The sequence below is a fragment of the Ruegeria sp. BG8 genome, from assembly GCF_056538325.1.
In genome coordinates this window covers 105230-126651 of the sequence record NZ_JBQFSZ010000008.1, presented here as the reverse complement: position 1 = coordinate 126651, position 21422 = coordinate 105230, and the positions used below count along the sequence as shown (strand labels likewise).

General features: G+C 57.0%; 24 protein-coding genes. 7 read left to right on the top strand and 17 right to left on the bottom strand.

Features of this window, described 5'->3' with window-relative positions; all coding sequences use genetic code 11:
• Positions 1-28 precede the first annotated feature (28 nt).
• From ACR0DG_RS15775 to ACR0DG_RS15735, 9 genes are read right to left on the bottom strand one after another with little or no spacing between them, the layout of a single operon-like run.
• Positions 29-538 (bottom strand): flagellar basal body-associated FliL family protein, encoded by a 510-nt coding sequence (locus ACR0DG_RS15775; protein WP_480698273.1) that lies wholly within the window; start codon positions 536-538, stop codon positions 29-31.
• Positions 539-550: 12 nt separating this feature from the next.
• On the bottom strand, positions 551-1282 hold the full coding sequence (flgH, locus tag ACR0DG_RS15770; protein WP_480698494.1) for a flagellar basal body L-ring protein FlgH: 732 nt from the start codon (positions 1280-1282) through the stop codon (positions 551-553).
• On the bottom strand, positions 1282-1698 hold the full coding sequence (gene flgA, locus ACR0DG_RS15765; protein WP_480698497.1) for a flagellar basal body P-ring formation chaperone FlgA: 417 nt from the start codon (positions 1696-1698) through the stop codon (positions 1282-1284). The genes flgH and flgA overlap by 1 nt, the downstream gene beginning before the upstream one ends.
• Positions 1698-2483: a flagellar basal-body rod protein FlgG gene (gene flgG, locus ACR0DG_RS15760; RefSeq protein ID WP_480698275.1), complete on the bottom strand. Its 786-nt coding sequence runs from the start codon at positions 2481-2483 to the stop codon at positions 1698-1700. The genes flgA and flgG overlap by 1 nt, the downstream gene beginning before the upstream one ends.
• A gap of 22 nt (positions 2484-2505) precedes the next feature.
• Positions 2506-3216: a flagellar hook-basal body complex protein gene (locus tag ACR0DG_RS15755; RefSeq protein ID WP_480698276.1), complete on the bottom strand. Its 711-nt coding sequence runs from the start codon at positions 3214-3216 to the stop codon at positions 2506-2508.
• The gene (locus tag ACR0DG_RS15750; RefSeq protein ID WP_058282142.1) at positions 3216-3488 is read right to left on the bottom strand and encodes a flagellar biosynthetic protein FliQ; all 273 of its coding nucleotides are present in this window, start codon (positions 3486-3488) and stop codon (positions 3216-3218) included. Before ACR0DG_RS15750 ends, ACR0DG_RS15755 begins: the two co-directional genes overlap by 1 nt.
• A gap of 4 nt (positions 3489-3492) precedes the next feature.
• Complete coding sequence (gene fliE, locus ACR0DG_RS15745) at positions 3493-3783, bottom strand: flagellar hook-basal body complex protein FliE (protein WP_480698278.1); 291 nt, start codon at positions 3781-3783, stop codon at positions 3493-3495.
• An 11-nt stretch (positions 3784-3794) separates the two neighbouring features.
• Entirely contained in the window at positions 3795-4181 is a 387-nt protein-coding gene (flgC, locus tag ACR0DG_RS15740) for a flagellar basal body rod protein FlgC (protein WP_480656548.1), read from the bottom strand.
• A gap of 12 nt (positions 4182-4193) precedes the next feature.
• Entirely contained in the window at positions 4194-4580 is a 387-nt protein-coding gene (locus tag ACR0DG_RS15735) for a FlgB family protein (RefSeq protein ID WP_480698280.1), read from the bottom strand.
• 87 nt (positions 4581-4667) lie between these two features.
• On the opposite strand from ACR0DG_RS15735, the gene ACR0DG_RS15730 reads away from it, so the two are divergent.
• From ACR0DG_RS15730 to ACR0DG_RS15705, 6 genes are all read left to right on the top strand, one after another.
• On the top strand, positions 4668-6005 hold the full coding sequence (locus ACR0DG_RS15730) for a FliI/YscN family ATPase (protein ID WP_480698282.1): 1338 nt from the start codon (positions 4668-4670) through the stop codon (positions 6003-6005).
• An 84-nt stretch (positions 6006-6089) separates the two neighbouring features.
• Positions 6090-6926 carry a flagellar motor protein MotB gene (locus tag ACR0DG_RS15725; protein WP_480698284.1) on the top strand — a complete coding sequence of 279 codons (837 nt, stop codon included), beginning with the start codon at positions 6090-6092 and terminating at the stop codon, positions 6924-6926.
• Positions 6927-7023: 97 nt separating this feature from the next.
• A complete protein-coding gene (locus ACR0DG_RS15720) occupies positions 7024-8319 on the top strand; it encodes a flagellar hook protein FlgE (protein WP_480698285.1) in 1296 nt (431 codons plus the stop codon).
• 33 nt (positions 8320-8352) lie between these two features.
• Positions 8353-9804: a flagellar hook-associated protein FlgK gene (flgK, locus tag ACR0DG_RS15715; protein ID WP_480698287.1), complete on the top strand. Its 1452-nt coding sequence runs from the start codon at positions 8353-8355 to the stop codon at positions 9802-9804.
• 2 nt (positions 9805-9806) lie between these two features.
• Positions 9807-10814: a flagellin gene (locus ACR0DG_RS15710; protein WP_480698289.1), complete on the top strand. Its 1008-nt coding sequence runs from the start codon at positions 9807-9809 to the stop codon at positions 10812-10814.
• Positions 10811-11905, top strand: coding sequence for a flagellar basal body P-ring protein FlgI (locus tag ACR0DG_RS15705; RefSeq protein ID WP_480698291.1), 1095 nt, complete (start codon positions 10811-10813; stop codon positions 11903-11905). Before ACR0DG_RS15710 ends, ACR0DG_RS15705 begins: the two co-directional genes overlap by 4 nt.
• A gap of 63 nt (positions 11906-11968) precedes the next feature.
• Here ACR0DG_RS15705 and ACR0DG_RS15700 read toward each other — a convergent pair whose 3' ends face one another.
• The 8 genes from ACR0DG_RS15700 to ACR0DG_RS15665 all read right to left on the bottom strand — a co-directional run bounded on the left by ACR0DG_RS15700 (position 11969) and on the right by ACR0DG_RS15665 (position 19695).
• Positions 11969-12613, bottom strand: a complete 645-nt coding sequence (locus tag ACR0DG_RS15700) for a DUF1523 family protein (protein ID WP_480698293.1) — start codon at positions 12611-12613, stop codon at positions 11969-11971.
• 11 nt (positions 12614-12624) lie between these two features.
• Entirely contained in the window at positions 12625-12891 is a 267-nt protein-coding gene (locus ACR0DG_RS15695) for a hypothetical protein (protein WP_480698294.1), read from the bottom strand.
• Positions 12892-14226 (bottom strand): DUF6638 family protein, encoded by a 1335-nt coding sequence (locus ACR0DG_RS15690; RefSeq protein ID WP_480698296.1) that lies wholly within the window; start codon positions 14224-14226, stop codon positions 12892-12894.
• On the bottom strand, positions 14223-14681 hold the full coding sequence (locus ACR0DG_RS15685) for a hypothetical protein (protein ID WP_480698298.1): 459 nt from the start codon (positions 14679-14681) through the stop codon (positions 14223-14225). Before ACR0DG_RS15685 ends, ACR0DG_RS15690 begins: the two co-directional genes overlap by 4 nt.
• Before the next feature lie 143 nt (positions 14682-14824).
• Positions 14825-15118, bottom strand: coding sequence for a hypothetical protein (locus ACR0DG_RS15680; RefSeq protein WP_480698300.1), 294 nt, complete (start codon positions 15116-15118; stop codon positions 14825-14827).
• 154 nt (positions 15119-15272) lie between these two features.
• Positions 15273-17204, bottom strand: coding sequence for an AAA family ATPase (locus ACR0DG_RS15675; RefSeq protein WP_480698302.1), 1932 nt, complete (start codon positions 17202-17204; stop codon positions 15273-15275).
• 22 nt (positions 17205-17226) lie between these two features.
• Positions 17227-18345: a hypothetical protein gene (locus ACR0DG_RS15670; RefSeq protein ID WP_480698304.1), complete on the bottom strand. Its 1119-nt coding sequence runs from the start codon at positions 18343-18345 to the stop codon at positions 17227-17229.
• A gap of 270 nt (positions 18346-18615) precedes the next feature.
• The gene (locus tag ACR0DG_RS15665) at positions 18616-19695 is read right to left on the bottom strand and encodes a hypothetical protein (protein WP_480698306.1); all 1080 of its coding nucleotides are present in this window, start codon (positions 19693-19695) and stop codon (positions 18616-18618) included.
• 248 nt (positions 19696-19943) lie between these two features.
• On the opposite strand from ACR0DG_RS15665, the gene ACR0DG_RS15660 reads away from it, so the two are divergent.
• The gene (locus tag ACR0DG_RS15660) at positions 19944-21419 is read left to right on the top strand and encodes an NAD-dependent succinate-semialdehyde dehydrogenase (protein ID WP_480698308.1); all 1476 of its coding nucleotides are present in this window, start codon (positions 19944-19946) and stop codon (positions 21417-21419) included.
• Positions 21420-21422: the final 3 nt, after the last annotated feature.

The window sequence follows — 21422 nt, the reverse complement described above, 5'->3', positions numbered from 1 at the left end:
CCAAGGCTAGCCAAAACCTGACTGCTTTTTAGGTGTCTTGTCGATTCACACTCGTAATCAGAATTTCAGAAACGCTGTCGCCCAGATCTTTTTGCGCAACCTCCAACAAGGACTGCCGCAAGGTGTCCAGATTGTCCGAGTGCGTGAAGTTCCCGTCAAACCCACCCATATTGGCGTGGTCGAATAGGACCTGAAGGAAACGGTCTCTCAGCTTGGGCTCAAGGGTATAAAAACGGTCGGCGATACTCGGGTCGGCCTCAAGGCTCAGGGACATTGTGACCATTCCCGCGATGCGATCTGCCTCAACAATCGGGATCACAAATTGCTTGGTCAGCTTGAGATATTCCATTTCACCCGGCTTATCTTTTTTGCCCGACGGTTTTGTTTTTTTGTCTGCCGCTTCGTCCTTCAGCCCTGCTTCTTTGACCTCGGTATCTGCAGCTTTTTGGGCTTCACCTTTGGGGGACAGAACAACACCCGCACCGATACCGATACCAAGGCCTGCCAAAAGCAAAACAATGGGGAGGAGTTTTCTCATCAATATACAGCCTCAAAAAGGTAGAAGAGTATCCAGAACCTGCTGCCCGTAGCGCGGCTGCTGAACGTCAGTGATTTGCCCGCGACCGCCGTAAGACACACGTGCGGATGCGATCTTGTCATAGGTGATCTCATTCTGGCGCGAGATATCCTGAGGGCGCACATAACCTGCCACCAGCAGTTCGCGCAGCTCGAAATTGACCCGCAATTCCTGTGACCCAGAAATCGACAACACTCCGTTCGGCAAGACATCAACAACGGTTGCCGCGACACGCAGCGTCAGTTTCTCTTTGCGCTTGACCGAACCCCTTCCCCGACTTGACGAAGCCGAGTCAATTGACACCGCTTCATCCAGAGATGCACCTTCAGGCAATTGTTCTGCCGCGCGTTGAGGCAGGCCGAACAAACCCGGCACCTCAAGGCTTTCTGACCCAGCGCGCGAGCGATTGGTGTCGTTAGAAATTTCGGCCTTTTCGTCCAATTCGATCACGACCGTCAGGATGTCACCTTTCTTGATCGCCCGCTGATCGCCCAGCAACGAATGTTGGCCGCCGCTCCACAAGGACGCTTGATCAACGGCGCGTTGGGGTTGGGTGTGCAGCGGTAATCCCGGCCAAAGCATGGCGACCTGCTCTGCGGAATCCTCGTTGGGCGTGAAACTGGGCGGTTTTCCCAAATGATCCACCCGCCCGCAGGCCGTCAGAAACAAGACACCAAGTAAGAGCGATTTTGAAAATCCCGACATCATTTAACCTCAATTTGTCCGTCTGGTCGGATGAACCCCATGACTGTTGTGCGCGACGACAAATTCATGACGCGAATACGGTCGCCCACAGCGCCCCGACCCAATGCGCGACCTTCGGCCGTTATTGACAGGGCATGCTGATCAAAGACCAGCACGACCAGGTCATTGCGATCCACAACTGCCGGAGGCCCGACATCCTCTTTGCGGATGGGTCGCCCGGGGTAGAGGGCAATGCGCGCCTCCTGCCCGATCAGATGATCCAATCTGGAAACAGCACCCGGGACATCCTGATCTTTGACCTCAAGATCTTGCGCCGCGATTAATTCCTTGGCGCGAATGGTCCGGACCGGCACTACGATTTCCGCAAGTGCACTAAGCGGACTAAAGGCGGCCAAAGCGACAATCAGACCTCGCATCATCTTACCTGCGTTGTTGCGCCCATCATCTGATCGACGGCTGAAATGACTTTGGCGTTCATCTCATACCCCCGCTGGGCCTCAATCAACTCGGTGACTTCGCGAACGGCATCAACTGAGCTGTCCTCAAGATACCCTTGTCGCAATGTGCCCAACCCATCCTCACCCGGAGTACCAACAACAGGGGCGCCGGACGCTTCGGTTTCCTTGAATAAATTGCTACCGATCGCCTCCAGACCCTTTGCGTTTGAAAAGCTCGCAAGGTTAAACTCACCCAGCAACTGACCCTCTGGCGCGTCATCAAAGTAAGCATAGACCTCGCCTGAAGCGTTGATCGAGACTGAGCGCGCATCGTCTGGAATCGTGATTTCCGGAGCCACCGAAAAACCGTCCGACGTCACGATCAGCCCCTCGGCCGAACGTTTCAGGCTGCCGTCGCGGGTAAAGCCCGACTGGCCGTTGGGCAGCGTGACCTCAAGATATCCTCGGCCTTCGATTGCCACGTCGAGATCATTACCAGTCGCCGAAATCGCGCCTTGCGCCAGTTGCACAGTTACAGCCGCGGGGCGCACGCCCAAACCCAGTTGAATACCTGTTGGCAGAACCGTTCCATCGTTGGCGTTAATACTCCCGGCGCGCGCCATCTGCTGATAGTGGAGATCGGCAAACTCGGCCCGCCGCGCGTTGTATCCGGTTGTGTTCATATTCGCGAGGTTGTTCGAGATCGTCTCAACCCGCATCTGCTGCGCCGTCATGCCCGTCGCTGCGATTTTCAATGCCCGCATGTTCAAATCCTCCGTTCTAAAGTCAGCGCATCAGCGCCTTCAGCGCCCCGCGTACACGTTCGTCTTCGGTTTCCAGAAAGCTTTGGCCCAGCTCATAGGCCCGTTGAATTTCAACCAGTCGGGTGACCTGATGCACCGCGTTCACGTTCGAGCCCTCAAGGAACCGGTGCAGAACCACCGGATTGTCCACCGGATCGATCTGAGCCTCGGCGCGGAACTGGGTGCTGCCCTCACGCACCAACGTCTTGGGGTCTTCGACCCGGTAAACACCGATCTGCCCCAATAGCTGCCCCTCGATGCTGAGCGTGCCGTCGCTGCCCACGTCGATCGAGGCCGCGTCCGGCGGGATAAAGACCGGCGCACCGTTCACATCCAGAACCCGGTGGCCGTCCATGGTCACCAGATCACCTTCGGCACTGGGGGAAAACGCCCCCGCCCGGGTCAGGCGATTGCCACCGGGTGTTTCGACCATGAAGAAACCGTCGCCCTCGATGGCGAAATCGAAATCCCCTCCGGTCTCGGTCAGCAGACCCTGTTGCAGCGAGGTATTGCGCACCTCGGCCCGTGCCATGGACAGGGATGGATTGCCCGGCATGTCGCGCACGAATTCGGAAAACACCAAGCCTTGTGCGCGGTAGCCTGTGGTGTTGGCATTGGCGATGTTGTTTGCCACCAGCCGCATTTCGTTCATCAGCCCCGACTGGCGGGACAGGGTGGTATAGGCGGTATCCATCAGCGACCTCCGGCGATCAGCGGGATGAGGGTTGTGGTGAAAAAGGTCACCAGCGTCTGGGTCATGAAGCCCATGGAGATCCAGAACACGATGACGATGGCGATTAGTTTGGGCACGAAGGTCAGCGTCATCTCCTGCACCGAGGTCAGCGCCTGGAACAGGCCCACGATCAGGCCCGAAACCAGCGCCACCGCCAGAATCGGGACCGAAGTGATAACCGCGACCCAAAGCGCCTGACGCACGATGTCATAGAAGAGACCTTCGCTGAGCATCAGGTCAGACCGGCATCCGCAGAATTTCCTGATACGCCTCAACCACCTTGTTGCGGACGATCACGGCGGTTTCCACGGCCAGTTCGGTCTGTGCCAGCGCTTGAACCAGCGCATGCGGATCGGCCTGCCCGGTCATGGCCGCCTGTGATATCTGTTCAGACTGTTTCAGCGTCGCGGTGAAGTCCTGAAACGTGCTGCGCAGCCCTTGCGCCATTCCGGCGTGATCGGGATCGGCCTGCGTGGCCGGGCGGGCAACGGCATAGTTCTGTGCCGCGGTCAGGGATCGGATATCCATTCTGGTGTCCTTTATTTTCTGAGAAGTTCCATAAGGCTCGACGACATCTGCCGTGTCTGGTCGAACATCTTGAGATTGGCCTCATAGCTGCGCTGCGCCTCGCGGGCGTCGGCGATCTCGATCATCAGATCGACATTCGAGCCGCGATAATGGCCGGTCTCATCCGCCATAGGATGGCCGGGGTCGTAAATGCGCGAACCGTCGCGGCGGTCCAGCTTGACCCGCCCGGTCTGCACCACCTCACGCCCGTCTTTCTGCACGGTTTCAAACGGCACGGTCTTGCGACGATAGCCCGGTGTGTCAGCATTCGAGATGTTCTCGGACACGTGCCGCAGACGCGCCGATTGCGCGCGCAGGGCACTGGTCGAGGCGGCAAGGGAATGGGAAAAATCGCTCATCTCTCGGCCCCCTTACGCCCGGCCCAGACTGCTGCGCAGGATGTTCATCGAGGATTTGTAGATGGTCAGCGCGCGGTCATGCTGACGCTTGACCTCAATCGCCTTGAACATCTCTTCCTCAACCGAGATGCCGTTTCCATTCGGATCGCCCGAAGGCGCGACCTCATACTCGGCCCAGGGCTGCGGGGCGCTTGAACCGTTCAGATGCGCAGCGCGGGTGGCGGTCATCGCAACCTCACCCCCCGATTTTTCAAATGCTTTTTGAAAGCCCTCAAGATCGCGGGGCTGGTAGCCCGGCGTATCCGCATTGGCCATGTTGCGCGCTATGACCGCCTGCCGTTGCCCGGCATGGGTTGCCATTGCGTACGCTGTTTTAAAGACGTTCAGGTCAGAGAACATCGGGGCTTCTCCCTCGATCAATTTCAATCAAGGCTTAACCCCGATTCCTTTAGAAACCGTTTTCAGAAACCCGTTGGAGAACCCACGATGTCCGATCTCGACCCAAGCTTGCTGAAATGCGAATTCGACCGTCTGTCTGTCGTGCGCCATATGGGCCTTGTGTCCGGTGTGGCGCGCGGAGTCGTTGAAATTCAAGGACTTGAAGGGCAGGCACGGATTGGCGACCACCTGACTTTGCGGCGACGCAGCGGCCCGGATCTGGCCGGAGAGGTGCTGCATGTCGAATCGGATCTGATTCACATGATGCCCACGGCGGCACCCGATGGCGTCTGTCTGGGGGATCGGGTGATTCTGGAGCAGACGCCTGAGTTTGCACCGGGGATGCATTGGCTGGGGCGGGTGGTCGATCCGTTCGGGAAACCACTGGATGGCAAACCTCTGCTCTCTGGTACGCAAGAGCGTGACATCATGCAGGCACCGTCCCCAGCCGTCACCCGCAAACCGCTGGGCGCGCGGATGGAAACCGGGCTGGCTATCCTCAACACCATGCTGCCTGTGGTTCAGGGTCAGCGGATCGGTCTGTTCGCCGGGTCTGGCGTGGGTAAATCGACCTTGCTGGCCACATTGGCCAAGTCAATGCAGGCGGATGCCGTTGTTGTCGCTTTGATCGGGGAACGCGGGCGTGAGGTGAATGAATTTGTCGAACATGCCTTGGGCGCGGAAGGGATGAAACGGTCGGTTGTGGTGGCCGCCACGTCCGATCAGTCGGCGCTGGCGCGCAGGCGCTGTGCGTGGTCGGCGATGTCCGTGGCCGAATACCTGCGCGATCAGGGGCTGAATGTTCTGTTCCTGGCCGATTCGGTGACCCGCTTTGCCGAGGCCCATCGCGAAATTGCCGTCGCCATGGGCGAATCCCCGTCGCTGCGCGGTTTCCCTCCGTCCGTGACACCTCTGATCGCCGGCCTGTGCGAACGTGCGGGACCCGGCACTGCAGATCAGGGCGACATCACCGCCGTGTTCAGCGTTCTGGTAGCCGGATCGGATATGGATGAGCCTGTGGCCGACATCCTGCGCGGCGTGCTGGACGGGCATATCGTGCTGAACCGCGACATTGCCGAGCGTGGGCGATTCCCGGCCATTGACCTCAGCCGATCGGTCTCGCGCAGCCTGCCCGGCGCGGCGTCCGACGAGGAAAACCGTATGATTGCGGAAACCCGCAAGCTGGTTGGCAGCTATGAACAATCCGAGGTGATGATCAAAGCGGGGCTGTATTCCGAAGGCGCCGACCCGCTGCTGGATCAGGCCGTGCGCGTGCATGAGGACCTGGATGCCTTCTTTGGCAAGGCCGAGCCGGGTGGGATCAAGAACAGCTTCAACCATCTGCAACTGATCCTGCGACGGGCCGGACCCATGGCACCGCGGTGAAATCTGAACAGTTTTAAGTGTTAAGCCCACCTTAAGACCTGCCCGGCTACGCCTGTCATTGGGTGATAGAAAAAGGTGGTGGAGATGGGTGCGCAAACCAATGCGGCGCCAATCATCATCAAGAAGAAACGTGTGTCCGGTGGCGATGGCCACCACGGTGGCGCGTGGAAAGTCGCATATGCCGACTTTGTCACGGCCATGATGGCGTTCTTCATGTTGATGTGGCTGTTGAACGCAACGACAGAAAAACAACGCAAGGGGCTGGCGGACTATTTCTCGCCAACAATACCTCTGAGTCCTTCATCGGGTGGCGGCGATGGCGCTTTTGGTGGGAACAATATGTTCTCGGAGGAGACACTGGTCATGGATGGTTCAGGCGCCAGCAAGCGCAGCCCGACCACGGCGCGTCAGGCGCGCGGCTCGATTGGCGTCAGCGCCGAGGGCGGGCGTAACAGCACCGAGGCATTCTCGACACTTGAGGCCCACCTTATGGGGCGTACCGGCGAAAGTATGGTGTCGGACAAAGTCCTGAAACATATCGTCACGCGCGTGACGGACGAAGGGCTGGTGGTAGAGCTATTTGACACCGAGGATCAGCCGCTTTTCGAATCAGAAAGCGATGTTCCGACATCCATGATGCGCGCGCTTGCTTTGTTGGTGGCGCGGTCCTCGGACCTTGTGACAAACCAAATAGCCGTCGAAGGACATGTCAGTTCCACGCCTGTCGTGTTGGCGCAAAACCCGACTTGGAACCTGTCGACCTCACGTGCACAAAAGGTGCGGCAGATGCTTCAAAACAAGGGGGTTTTACCTGGCAGGGTGGATCGAGTCGCTGGCCACGCCGACCGAGAACTGGCCCACGACAACCCAATGGCTGTTCGAAACAACAGGATCGAGATCATCTTCCTGCGCAATCCCTAGAAGAAAAGGATAGCGCGCATTTTAGCTGTTAGCGCGCTGTTAAGAGCCCGCGCGTTAGCTGTTGCTTCAAGGATTGACGCAACAGAAGGGCGTGCCAATGACAATTTCATCTTCGCTGAACGCCGGTGTGGCCGCACTTAAGGCCAACGCCAACCGGCTGGCCACGATTTCGGACAACATCGCAAATTCCTCCACTTTTGGGTACAAGCGGGTTGAAACGGATTTCCATTCAATGGTCACGTCCGGACAGGGCGGCAGCTATTCTGCAGGCGGTGTCAGGACAACCAGCCAGCGCCTGATCGATCAGCGTGGTTCACTTGTAACAACCAATAATTCAACCGATCTGGCCGTGCGAGGCCGCGGCATGCTGCCAGTGCGACCCAGTTCTCAGATCGCTGGCGGTTCGAATGAGATGCTTTTGACCACCACAGGTTCGTTCCGCACCAACGAAGAAGGATACCTTGTCACCGAGTCTGGTTTGGTACTGCTGGGCTGGCGCGCAAATCCTGATGGTTCGATACCGTCAGTGCCGCGCGATACACCTGCGGCGCTTGAACCCATCCAACTCAGCGTCAACCAACTGTCCGGTGCCCCAACCACGCAAATGAACCTGCGTATGAACTTGCCCGCAACAGCAACAGATGCAGGCGCGCCCGGTGATACTCAGCCTTTGTCTGTCGAGTACTTCGACAACTTGGGCAAGTCTGAGAGCGTAGATATCGAACTGGTTCCGACTGTTCCTGCTACAGGCTCCAGCAATGAATGGACAATGATCCTGCGCGACTCGGCTTCGGGCAATGCGATCATCGGGGAATACACGCTGACCTTTACCGATAGCCGGACGGCAGGCGGTACATTGGCCAGCGTGACAGCCGTGTCCGGTGGTCCCTACGACCCGGCGACCGGCAGCGTCGTCGTGAACGTCGCGGGCGGCCCGATGGAAGTGAATATCGGTCAGCTCGGCGATGCGGATGGCATCACTCAGCTATCGGACACTTTTGCGCCGGTCTCGATTACGCGCGACGGTTCGGCGGTCGGGACAATGACCAGCGTTCAGGTTGATGAAAACGGGTATGTCTATGCTTTCTATGACACAGGGGTCAGCCGGCGGATGTTCCAGATTCCGCTTGCGGATGTACCAAACCCAAACGGCCTGACCGCGCTGGACAGTCAAACCTATGCGCCATCGCGTGAAAGCGGCACATTTTTCCTCTGGAACGCAGGCGAAGGTCCGACCGGAGATTTGGTTTCCTTTGCGCGCGAAGAATCCACAACGGACGTGGCAACCGAACTGACCTCGATGATTCAGACACAGCGGGCGTACTCTTCAAGCGCCAAGGTAATTCAGACCGTCGACGAGATGCTGCAGGAAACCACGAATATCAAACGCTGATTTGAACGTTATTTCTGAAAAGGGACCTGTGTCATGAACATGTCGACTGCCTTGAACAACGCCATCGGCGGGTTAACTGCGGCCAGCCGCGGTGCCGCTGTGGTGTCCGACAACATTGCAAATGCCCTTACCCCCGGATTTGCGCGCCGAAGCCTTGAGCTTTCCACCAACACAATCGCCGGTCACGGTGTGAAGTCGGTGGGAGTTGTTCGACACCAAGACCCGGTTCTTACGGCGAACCGTCGCACCGCCGAGGCGGACCTGACGCAGAAATCCACGATATCCGACTTTTATGACATGCTGGAAAGGCTGGTCGGCACTGCCGACGACCCCACTTCGATTTCTAGCCGCCTTTCTGATTTCGAGGCCAGCCTGATCACGGCTATCAGCCTTCCGGATTCGTCGGAAAGACTGGATCAGGTTGCACGCACCGCGCGTGATCTATCCGATAGTCTGAACGCAGCGTCCGAGGGTCTTCGACAGGTCCGTTCGGGCGCGGATCGGGCAATCGGAAAGTCCGTAGAGGCACTAAACCAGACGCTCAAAGATATCGAAGCACTGAACGCGCGTATCCCGGCAGTCAAATACGCGGGCGGCGAGATTGGCGCGCTGCTGGATCAGCGTCAGGTACTGATAGACCAGGTCAACGAACTGATTCCGGTTAACGTTGTTCCGCGCGCCAATGATCAGATTTCTCTTTATTCGAACGGCGGCCTGATCTTGCTTGAAGGGACGGCTGCTGAGTTGTCCTTCAACACTACCGGTGACACGAAACCTCATATGACGGTCGCCAATGGTCTGTTGTCCGGACTGCAATTGAACGGCAACCCTGTTCGCACGGAAGGGAACAGTGCACAGATAAAAGGCGGGGCCTTGGCCGCGCAGTTCGAGATCCGAGACTCGCTGGCGATTGAAGCTCAGACAAACTTGGATGCTGTGGCTCGCGACTTGATCGAACGGTTCGAGACACCTGGCCTCGACCCGACCGCTGTACCCACTGACCCGGCCCTGTTTACAGACGCAGGCAATCGGTTCGACGCAACAGCACCCGCAGGGCTGGCGTCGCGCATTCGCCTGAACGCCATCGTCGACCCGGACAATGGCGGACAAAGCTGGAAGTTACGCGCAGGCATCGGGGCAGTAACGCCAGGGGACGCGGGTAGTGCCGCACAGCTCATGGCATTTGGAGCGGTTCTGGAACAGGCGCGTCCGGTTGCCGGGTCAGTCTTTGGCACCGGAGACATGCGCGCCAGCGACCTGACAGAAGCCCTTTTGTCAAAGGTCGGTGCGGACGCGCACACTGCCAACCAGCGCCGCGTCTTCGCCAACAGCACCCATGTGGAAATGACCAAAATCGAAGCGGAGCAAGGCGTGGATACAGATCAAGAGCTACAGCGCCTGATGCAGATTGAGCAAGTCTATGCCGCAAATGCACGTCTCATCTCGGTGGTGGATGAACTTATGGAAACGTTGTTGAGGTTGTGAGCATGAATCTGACATCCATCGGAGACCTCGCCAGAGGGCTGACTTTGAAAACCCGCGCGACGGAGATCAAAGGCCAGATCGAAACCCTGTCGTACGAAATGTCTACGGGCAAGGTGCAGGACGTGTCCGGGCGCCTTGATGGGGATTACTCTCATCTTCTGGATCTTGATCGTAGTTTGGTTCGGCTGGATGCGTTTCAGGTTGCGACCGCCGAGGCTGGTTTATTCACGGATGCCATGCAGCGCAGCCTGACAACGATTGACGACTCGGTCAGTGAAATTACCGCAGCCCTACTGTCATTTGGCACGTCGAACCAGGCGGTCACGCATGAAAACGCGTCTGTTCAGGCCCGAAACAAACTGGACACGATTATGTCTGCATTGAACTCCAGGGCCGGAGGTCGCAGTCTGTTTTCCGGTACCGCAACGGATGTGTCCCCTCTGCCTTCAACAGATACTCTGCTCACCGCTTTGGAGGCCGAACTGACTGGCCTGACAACCACAGCAGATATTCAGTTGGCGGCAGAAAACTGGTTCAACGATCCGACCGGATTCGATGCGGTGATCTATCAAGGCTCTGATACAACGCTTTCACCGATGCAGATTTCCGAAAATGAAAGCGTCACCGTCCCGTTGACTGCGACGGACCCGACTTTGAAAGCAGCCCTGCGCGACATCGCAGTTGCTGCGTTGGTATCGGACAACGGTCTAAACCTTCCGCGTGATCAACGAACCGACCTTTTCACAAATCTTGGTGTCCAATTGGCCAACACGCAGAACGAAACCGTCAACTTGCGCGCTCAGGTCGGCGCAGCAGAGGCACGGATTGAACAGGCCGCCACGCGAAATAGTGCCGGGCGTACAAGTTTGGAATTCAGCCGAAATAAGCTAATCGCAGCAGATCCATATGAGACGGCTGCACAACTGCAAACCGTGCAATTCCAGCTAGAAAGCCTGTATTCTGTCACAGTTCGCAATGCGAACCTGTCGTTAGTGAATTTCCTGCGATGAGAGCTTTGATATTTCTTTTGTTCCTGTTGCCCGGCTTGGCATCAGCCGGCGCGATCCGCTTGAAAGATCTGGTGGATTTCGACGGAGTTCGGGGCAACGATCTGGTTGGCTACGGCCTTGTTGTCGGCTTGAACGGCACCGGAGACGGGTTGAGGAACTCTCCGTTCACCGAAGAGATCATGTCCAACATTCTCGAACGTCTGGGCGTCAACGTCACCGGTGAAGATTTCCGGCCCAAAAACGTGGCTGCGGTCTTGGTAACAGCGAGCTTGCCACCATTCGCCAGAGTAGGTGGACAGATCGACGTTACCGTGTCTGCAATCGGGGATTCCAACAGCCTGCTGGGCGGAACCCTGATCATGACGCCACTGAACGCAGCCGATGGGCAAATCTACGCGGTCGCCCAAGGCACTGTTTTGGCCGGTGGTGCTGTCGCTGAAGGTGAGGCCGCCTCGGTCGTGCGCGGTGTCCCCACATCCGGGGTGATCCCGTCCGGTGCCCGTGTAGAGCGAGAAATCGACTTTGATCTCTCGACGCTGACGCAAATGCGGCTCGCGCTGCGCGAGCCAGACTTTACAACCGCAGGACGGATCGAGACGGCGATCAACTCGGAATTCAACCGCGCCGTCGCAATCATGCGCGATTCGGGCACTGTAGAATTGAACATCCCCGCCACTGAGGCTCTTTCGACGGCGCATGCCCTGCGGCGGATAGAGAACATCCCTGTCGAACCCGAAACCAAAGCTCGGGTCGTTGTTGATCAGCGGTCAGGGACAATCGTCATGGGGCAAGAGGTTCGCATTTCCCGTGTCGCCGTCTCGCAAGGCAATCTGACACTGACCGTCGAGGAAGCCCCGATCGCAGTTCAACCCAATCCGTTTGCCCGTGGTGAAACTGTGGTGGTCCCCCGGACAATCGCAGGCATCGAAGAAGACGAGGGGACAGGATTGGCCGAAATTCCCGAGGCAACCACCTTGTCCGAAGTGGTTGCGGGTCTGAACGCTTTGGGTGTCTCGCCCCGCGACATGATCGATATTCTCAAAACAATCAAAGCCGCGGGTGCACTGCATGCTGAATTTATCGTGCGCTAGACACGCCGGTGAATTCGTGACGTCAATTCGACCCACATCCGGGCAAGTACAGCCCAATGGTCGTCACCTGGATTTCCAACTGCTCAGCCATTGTTTGAATCTGCTGCCTCTTTCCTCGATCGCGTCGCCCGCAGCGTATAGCCCGTCTTCAACGTTTTCGATCATCGGGTCTACTCGTGCTTGTCTGAAACGACGCCAGCGGACCCAAATGGCCCAGAGCAAGGCCGCAAAAACAACAAGGAAAATGATGTTGAACCACGGAATAATCCGCACATTCGGATCGTCGACAGACCAGATTTTGACAGCGTTCGGGAAAATCGAAAGAAACTCACTGCGCCAGCCATAGTGACGAACCACGACCCAGCGCGGCGCCTCGGTCGTTGACTTCAAATCTGCGGCCTCGGCCTGAAGGTTCGAAGAGTTCAGCTTGAAATAGGGCGGCCAACCCCATCCGGTGTCCTCATTTCGGTATACCATGACCTTACCGTTGGTCTTGCGCGTCTGAATGAAAAACACATCTCGGTTTGGTGTCGTCGCGTCGCTTCCTACATCATGAACCGACCAGAAAATGCTGTTCTCACCCGGATCAATCCGCTTTTCATAAGTGTCTGAAATCCGAACCACATCATGCTGCGGAAGCGTATAGTTCAGCACCGAGGCTATCGTGCCCCAAAACAGAATGATGATGGCCCATTTGACGTAACGCATTTGCGAAACCCTCACATGAAATTCGATACATAAATCAGGATTGCGATCAGACCCAGCGGGACAACGTAAATCCCTAGGATCAGTTTTCGGCGAAATGATCCATCATATTTTTCCAATCCGCGCCGGACAAAAGCGTCCCGGTCCCCTGACAGCCCCTTTTTTTCCCAATGCGCGATCAATTTACCGCGTCGCACCCATCGTGAATAGAGCGACACTCCGACGTACAGAATGGTCAGGAAGATCAGTAAGGGAACCAGAAAACGCAGTGCCACAAACATCTAACTTCTCCCAACCGCGCCCCAAGGACCAACGCGCGCGATAATGTCGTCGCTGACCCGGTCGCCGCTCATATCGGGTTCATGACCATAAAGAGCCGCGCGCGCACCTGCTTTGTCTACCTGATACTCACGCGCAAGGAAGTCGGCAACATAAGCTTTCTTGCTGTCTGACCAGGTTTTGTACGTACTGTAAAACAGCTCTTTGTGGCAGATGAACATCTGACGCGGGTCAAGCGGAGCAAGCTCGGCCAAAAGCATGTTCACCAAATCGCGGTTCGGTGTATCCGCCGCACGCAATGTATAGAAATAAGCCGGATGATCCGAGGTGATACGCGGCCACGGCCCGCCATCACTTGCCCAGCGCAACAATTCAGCAAGACCCTGGTAAGCCTCTGGCAGTTGATCGGCATGGTTGCGGGCCAGCCGCCGCATATCGCTGCGATCCAGCCCCGTCAGATCGACACCCGCGTCGGCCGCCGCATGGATGGTCAGAAAATCCATCTTTTGCTGTAGAACGGCAGCCGAATTCACACCGCGCGCCTCAATGATCGTTTCAACCAGACCGTTGTCGTTCAGGAAGGCCGCAATTCGGTGCCGTTGCGAAAGGTCAAAAACATGGTCGATCGGCAGTTTTTCTGGCCGATCACTCATACAAATCGCGGCCGGGTAATCCAGATCAGGAAAAAGATAGAGCCCGCCGAAATGCGCCGTCCAGAAATTACACTGTTCAAACGTTGTGTGGCGCAGGCGAACCGGGTTGCGGGTCACGTCGCCCGTTTCCTGCGCCGTTTTGATCATCTTTGCGATCAGCACGTCGTCAAACCAGGCGTCCTCTTCGGTTTTGAAGCGTTCGACCATGCCCGCCAGTTGCTCGGCTTTGCGGAGGGTACCGCCGACGGTGTCCGCCTCAATCTCAATCTTTCGCAAACTCAACAGCTCGGCGGGTGTCGTGAGTTTGAAGACCGAGTTCACCAGCTCTCCGGCAACTGCATCCGTGGCGGTAAGGGCGAACAGTTGCGCCTCGTTCATCTCGATGAATTCGCGCAAAATATCGCGCGAGGTCGAGAATTTGACGTTCAGCAGCGGCGCGCGTTTCTGCTCGGTCGTCAGCAGAATGAACTGCCGGTTGACCCCATTGGGATTGAGGTAGAGCGGATCCTCCAACTCCTGACCGATCTCAGGGGAATAGCCCGAGATATCGACATGAAAATCCGTCAGCTGAGTGGTCTTACCAGCCAGATGCTGCAACGCGCGGTTATACCGCTCGACCAAGGCCGGGCTGGAGATGTGGACGAGGTTTCCGAACATCAGGCCTTTTTCGATGAGGCGGATCATCTTCCCGTTTCCTGTCGTGCGTTCTTTTCCTCAACGCTCCAGAGAAATTCTTCCTGTTGAGCCATTCGGACCAATTGATGTTCTGAGAACAAATCTCCGTTACCAGAATTACGCCGACTGATTGAAAGCGTTGCGAGACAAAACAAGACGCTTAAGAGCAATATTGCCCAAACGAAAACACTTCCGGACAGTGTAATAACAAGAACAATGTATATCGAAAGTGCCCAGATGCTTAGAAAGTAGTCAAAGCTTTTTACACCTCCCGTCAAAACGATTGATACGGCTACTGGAGCGAGGGGGACGAGTGTGAAAAACAAAGCCACAGTAATCAATATTGCGCGAAGCCTAAGTCGTTTTAGTTTTTTTGATGTTATTTTTCCTATATGCCAGCCAACAAGGCAGGACACCGCCATGCTGGATAAGACGAAGATAAGAACTTCCAGACCGCCGCTCACCCCTTCCCCTCCAAATACCGCCGCTTGGTCTCCTTAATTCTACCCATCTCACACGCCACGTTTTCGATATGCGACGCCGTCGCTATCATCGGCATAGCGGAACTCGGCGTCGAGTTGGTTTTTCGTACTTTGCGCCACGTGTTTCATCCACTCCTCTGGAACCGAGCAACAACCACGACCGCCAATACCAACAGCGGCAACGCAAATGCCCGTGCTGTAATCTGCAGGTTGAACCCGATGTAAGACACCACGCTGCCTTCAAACAGGATCAGCGACTCTTCCCACGATGTCCCCTCGAACCCACTGCCTGCGTTCACGCCAAACTGAGTGAGAAACAGTACCGCCACGGCGGCCAAAAATCCGAATACGCCCCAACGCAAAGGCAGAATCAGACCCAAAACAAGGGCCAAACCAGTGATTGCGAGTGTTAATGTCATGTCGTTGCCTCCTTTGACTGACAGAGCGCATCGGTGTGCGCTCTGACGCTCAAAGTCTGCGTGATCACATGCGGTAACAACGACCGACCAAGAAAACGTGAAGGCATATCAGCTAACTGATCTAAACAGTTTGTTTGCAGGACCAGAGCAACCGTCACCCCTTGCCCTCCAGATACCGTCGCTTAGCCTCTTCCATCCGGCCCATCTCACGCACGGCGTTTTCGATGGCGACCTCGTCGCTCTTGTCGGCATAGCGGAATTCGCTGTCGGCGTAGCGGTTGATCTCTTGAATAACCATCTCGACCGTGATCGGCTGGCGCAGGTCCTCGATCAAGGCCTTCTTGGTGTCGTAATCGCGGAACAGGAACAGGTCAGGGTTCTCCATCCATTCGTCGGGCAGTTCGAAATCCATCGCGCGGACCTTGACCGCGTCGGTGATGTTCTTGATCGCGCGGCCGGTGAAACGTTCATCCGCCTGTTGGATCGCCTTGAGGTAGGTACCCAGCTTGGCGATCGTGTCCATCTGGCCGATCTCACCAGAAACACGGTCATAGACCTGCAACAAGGCATCCTCATGCGGGCGGGAATGGCTTTCGAAACTGGCGGCGACGGCCTTCTTGATCTCCTGCGCGGCATAGGCGTCGTGTTCCCCCAAGGGTATGTCGTGGTTGCGGCCCATCAGCAGGTGCAGGATGTCGATGTAATCCTCGCGCGTCTGCGGCCCGTCCACCAGGAACCGCGCGCCCGCCCGTTGGCGCAGGGCGTCGTCCACGTTCTCGGGGTAGTTCGAGAACATGCCAAAGGTGCAGTTGCCGCGCACGACGGTGTTGGCACCCGCAAAGCTCTCCATCAGCACGGCGGTGATTTCCAGTTGCCCGGCTGAGGACTGCCGGTCACCGCGCTTGCCCGCAAGCTGGTCGATATCATCGATGGTGCCGAACCCGATGAGCGAGGGATCAATGATCGTGTTGATAAACGCCTTAGCGTTCTGACCGGACTTGCCCTGATAGCTGTCGATATTGTCGGTGCTCAAGTTCTGATAGCGGAACGGGTAGCCCGCGTTTTGGCAGTAGTCGTTAATCAGCCCCGCCATCATCTGGATCAGTGTGGTCTTGCCGGTGCCCGGTTTGCCGTCGCCCATGAAGGTGAAGATGAACCCGCCGAGTTCCGCAAACGGGTTCAGGCGGCGGTCGAAATCATAGGCCATCAGCATCTTGGCCAGCTTCATCGCCTGATACTTGGCGATATGGTTGCCCACCACTTCTTTCGGTTTCTTGAACGTCATGGTAAGGGTGGTGGATTTGGCCTTTGAGGCCGGTTCAAACCCCCGGATCGTCAGATCGTCGGCCTCGATATGCCAGGCGGCGTTCTGGAACGGGGCCAGACGGCCGGCGGACTGCGCGCGCAGGGCCGCCTTATCCATCAGTTGCTCGGCATAGGCGCTGGTGGCCGCAATCAAATGCGCATCATCGGGGGCGTGCTTGGCCAACATCTGATCCAGTTCCCACAGCGCGCCGTGCAGCGCAAGTTGGCCATTGTCGGTCAGAACCTCCTCAATTTCGCCGATATCGACGGTAGTCTCGCCTAAATGCGAGGACATCAAATAGGCCAATGCGTTGCCGAATGTATGCGAGGTGATCAATGCCTCGGCCGTCAGCAGTTCCGAAAACTCGGTCTTGCGCGCGGCAGGTAAATCTCCGGCCAGATTGGCCCGTTTCAGGTCGGCCAGCGGAGTTTGCTCGGCATAAGCTTCGGCAACAGCAAAGGCGATGGAAATCGCGCGACGCACGGCTTGCTGGGTGACTGCCTGCGGCGGCGAAACCAGCGTATCGCCCTCGTCCGATGCCTCAATCCGATCAACCAGATGCACCCCATCAGCGCGCGCCGTGCGCCGGGTCACCAAGCCCGGCGTTGTCGAGCGAAACCGCCGCCCCGTCGATACTCCGGGTGAACGCTCGACCGCTGCTTCAACCGGTTTCGCAATCCGAGGCGCGTGTTCAAAGCCGTTCAGCAAGGCGGTCGCAGCAGGATAGTGCTTGCGAATATCGTCTTCGCGCAATTCCATTTGGTCTGACGTCAAACTCATTTCAAAATCGCCTTTGATTTGCTCAATACCTCAAAACCTGCCCGGTTTTGCTGACCACAAACTTGCGCACGTCCACGAACCCCGGCGGGTTGCGCTCGGCCAGCACTTGAAACGGGCGTTGGGGCAGAATGATCGACCTTTGGGTCCGGGTTGCCCCCGTCTCGGCCCCTTGTCCTCCGAACGGGTCCAACGCGAATATCTCGCGGTCGACAGTTGAAAACCACCCGGCACGTTCCTGGGTCACGTCTTCGCTTTCTAGCTCCTCCAGGGTCCAGGCCAAGGCCCAGTCCTGCCCCACCGGTGCCTGTGCGTCGCCCAACACCTGCCGCAGCGGGCCGGATTGCTCAGTGTAGGCCGAGGAATACATCGGCCCCACATGGATGCGGCGCAAATGCTTCGGGTGCAGGTCGTCGAAGTCCTGATCGAACCCCTTGGCAATCGTCACCAGCTTTAACCCGCCCAAGGACTGCGCCATAAGATGTGCCTGCACGGCGGGCCAGCGGCGCTGGTCTTTGGGCAGGGCAGTTTTGCCGCTATCCTCCAACTGCATCAGGTAGATGACCGGCAGGTTGATCTGGCTGTCATAGACCGCCCAGTGGATCAGGAATTTGCGCCTTTCCCCTTCGTTGCCGATCCAATGACATTCGGGATCGTTGCGGGCCCAGAACAGTTGCCCTTTCAGCAATTCCTCGTAATAGAGCCGTTGGGACAGCGCGAATTGCAGCTTGGTGGGGATTTCCTGATCCCCGATAATCGTGCGCACCATATCGGTTTTCAGGTCATCGACCGAGGGCATATTCGCCAGATGCACCTGCGCCTGTTGCGCGTCATTGGCCATGGTCAGCAGCTCAGCCGCCACCGGAAACCCGCTGTCGCGCTTGTCCATGGCAAGGCTGCCAAAGAACCGCCCCGTATCACGCCCAACCAGCAGGTATTTCATGGACAGTGCCCGGAACGTATAGAGCAACCCCGAGAGGTAGCGCGACACGATCCGCACCTCTTGCTTGCTGATTGCGCCTTCGGCCTCCATCGTCGCGGCCACGCGCAGGAGGTGGACGGTGATCACCTCAAATTTGCGGAAATAGCGGCGCGAGGCGAAGGTGTCGGTTAGGCCGACATGATCTTGGGTGGGGTTAGTCATTGGCAGATTTATTACACCCGTTTGTGCGGCATTGATGAAGCCGCCAAGGCAAGAGAAGAACTTCCGAGATCAGGTACAATGCGAAGATGATAAGCCCGAAGATTACACTACCCGGCCCGACATATAGAGTGAGGAAGCCGAGCAGCTTATAAGCTCCGCCATCGACACCGATTTCATGCAGAAGGGCCGTTAGGCCATAGACAGGGAACGGCCAAACCACGAAAAAGACGCCAATTCTGAGCAGCCTAAAGTCTTTTTGGCTAAACCGCTTCATCCGCCATACAAATTCTTATCATGCTTCTCGACAATCGAGGCAAAGCGGCGAGCAAAGCGTTCATCCGCCTTGGCCTTTTTCTCCAGCACGTCGCGGGCAAAGACCATGTGGTCCTCATGCGCCTCAAGCATGTCGGCCATTTTCTGGTTGGTCGCGGTGCCGATGGCGGCCATGGCGGTTTGCGCCTCTTGATCCGTTTGCACTCCGATCTCGTTGATGCGGTGGGCGACGTCCTGCTGCTGCGCGGTTTTCAGCGATTTGGTCAGGGCGTCATACAGCACCACGCGCTGTTGCGTGTCTGTCTGCAACTTGTTGATCAGCACCATCTGCGTCGCCGCCTGGTTCTGTAGTGAGTCGACCCAGGTTTTGCCCTTTTCGATATAGCGCTCCAGCGTTTGCGATTTGGCCAGCTTGACCTGTTCTTCCTGAACCTTGGAGTTGTATTGCTTGTTCAGTTCGGCCAATTCAGTCTCTAACTGGGTCCGAGCAGCAGCATCCTGTTCGACGCTGATCTTGTTTTCCAGTGTGATGATTGTCGGATCCATGCCTTGGATCTCGGTACGCAGTGCTTCCAATTCGGCCACTGTCGCCTCACGGTCGTCCAGCGTGCCGGTCAGGTTTTCCTCGACCTTGACGCGCTGTTCTTCCAGCACGGACAGTTGGCCCTCCAGCAGCTTCACGATCACATCGGATTTGGCGATCAGATCCTGCAATTTGTCGTCGATATTGGCGGTGCGCATCCGTTCCTGCCGCATCGACTCGGATTTGCCTTTGGCAAAGATGCCAACAAACGACTCCCACCCGGTTTTCGAGCGCATCTCGTCAAAGTCTTTGGAGAACGCGTTGGTGACGTCGTCCAGCCCCATGATCAGCTCGGCGATATTGGCGTTCATCACCTCGGTATGGGCGTGTACATCTTCGAGGGTGGCGTTTTCAATGTCGATATCAGCTTCGGCGGTGCCGATCTTGGCCCGTGCCGCGTCAATCCGCGAGGTCAGGCTTTCGATCTGCGACTGGCTTTCGCGGACTTTGGTCTGCGTTTCTTCAATCAAGGCGTCAAATTGATGGTTCGACATCTGCACTATCCCCTTTTTTATTCAATTACCCAATAACATAGGGAATGTTACGACTATTTACATCCCCTGAAGCCCAAAATTCCCCAGAACTGTGGCAAACTCTGCTTGAAAAAGATAGGCGCGATCTGCCCGTCAAAGTTGTGGCTTATGATCAAATCTGGATTGATCTGCTGCGAACAGTGGACATAGACATTCCACACCCCACCTGTTTGTGTGCGCGAGATACAATTCCTGCCGGAGGCTGACCCATGCTGGACGCAACAACCGACCTGAAATCCATCCTCAAGAACCCCGACCTGCTGGCGACCAATGCCTATATCGGCGGGCAATGGGTCGAGGGCGAGAATGGCACCTTTGCCGTCACGAACCCGGCACGCGGTGACGTGGTCGCCGAAGTGGCAGACCTGAGCCGCGCTCAGGTTGCCGGCGCGATTGCGCAGGCCGAAACGGCGCAAAAAGAATGGGCCAAGCTGACCGGCAAGGAACGTGCAGCGATCCTGCGCCGCTGGTTTGATCTGATGATGGAAAACGCCGAGGATCTGGGCAAGATCCTGACTGCAGAACAGGGCAAACCGCTGGCCGAGGCGATTGGAGAGATCGGCTATGGCGCATCGTTCATCGAGTTCTTCGGCGAAGAGGCCAAGCGCGTCTATGGTGAGACGATTCCGGGCCATCAGCGGGACAAACGGATCATGGTCCTGAAGCAGCCGATCGGCGTGGCTGCTTCGATCACGCCATGGAATTTTCCCAACGCAATGATTACCCGCAAGGCCGCACCAGCGCTGGCTGCCGGATGTGCCTTCGTGGCCCGTCCGTCCGAGGAAACACCGCTGTCTGCACTGGCACTGGCTGTTCTGGCCGATCAGGCGGGCATCCCGGCTGGTGTTTTCAACGTCCTGCCATCCTTGAATGCCAGCGAAATCGGCAAAGAATTCTGCGAAAACCCCGGCGTTCGAAAACTGACTTTCACCGGGTCAACTCAGGTTGGTCGCATCCTGCTGCGGCAAGCTGCAGATCAGGTCATGAAATGCTCGATGGAGTTGGGGGGCAATGCCCCGTTCATCGTGTTCGACGATGCCGATCTGGATGCCGCGGTCGAAGGCGCGATGATGTGCAAATTCCGCAACAACGGTCAGACCTGCGTCTGTGCAAACCGCATCTATGTTCAGGCGGGGGTTTACGATGCCTTCGCAGCAAAACTGAAAGCCGCGACCGAGGCGCTTTCGGTCGGTGATGGGTTGTCTGACGGAGTCACAACCGGCCCGCTGATCAATGCCAAGGCGGTTGCCAAGGTTCAGGACCACATCGAGGACGCAACAGCCAAGGGCGGGTCTGTTCTGACCGGTGGATTGCCCCATGATTTGGGCGGTACGTTCTTTCAGCCCACGATTGTCACAGGCGTCACACAAGACATGAAAGTCGCGCAGGAAGAAACCTTTGGACCGCTTGCGCCGCTCTTCAAGTTTGAGGACGAAGACGACGTGATCGCAATGGCAAATGACACGATCTTTGGTCTTGCCTCCTATTTCTATGCCAAGGATCTCAGCCGCGTCTACAAAGTGGCCGAGGCGCTGGAATATGGCATCGTCGGCGTGAACACAGGCATTATCTCATCCGAGCTGGGACCGTTTGGTGGCGTTAAGCAATCCGGCCTCGGGCGCGAAGGCAGCCACCACGGAATGGAAGACTATCTTGAGATGAAATACGTCTGTCTCTCGGTCTGATCC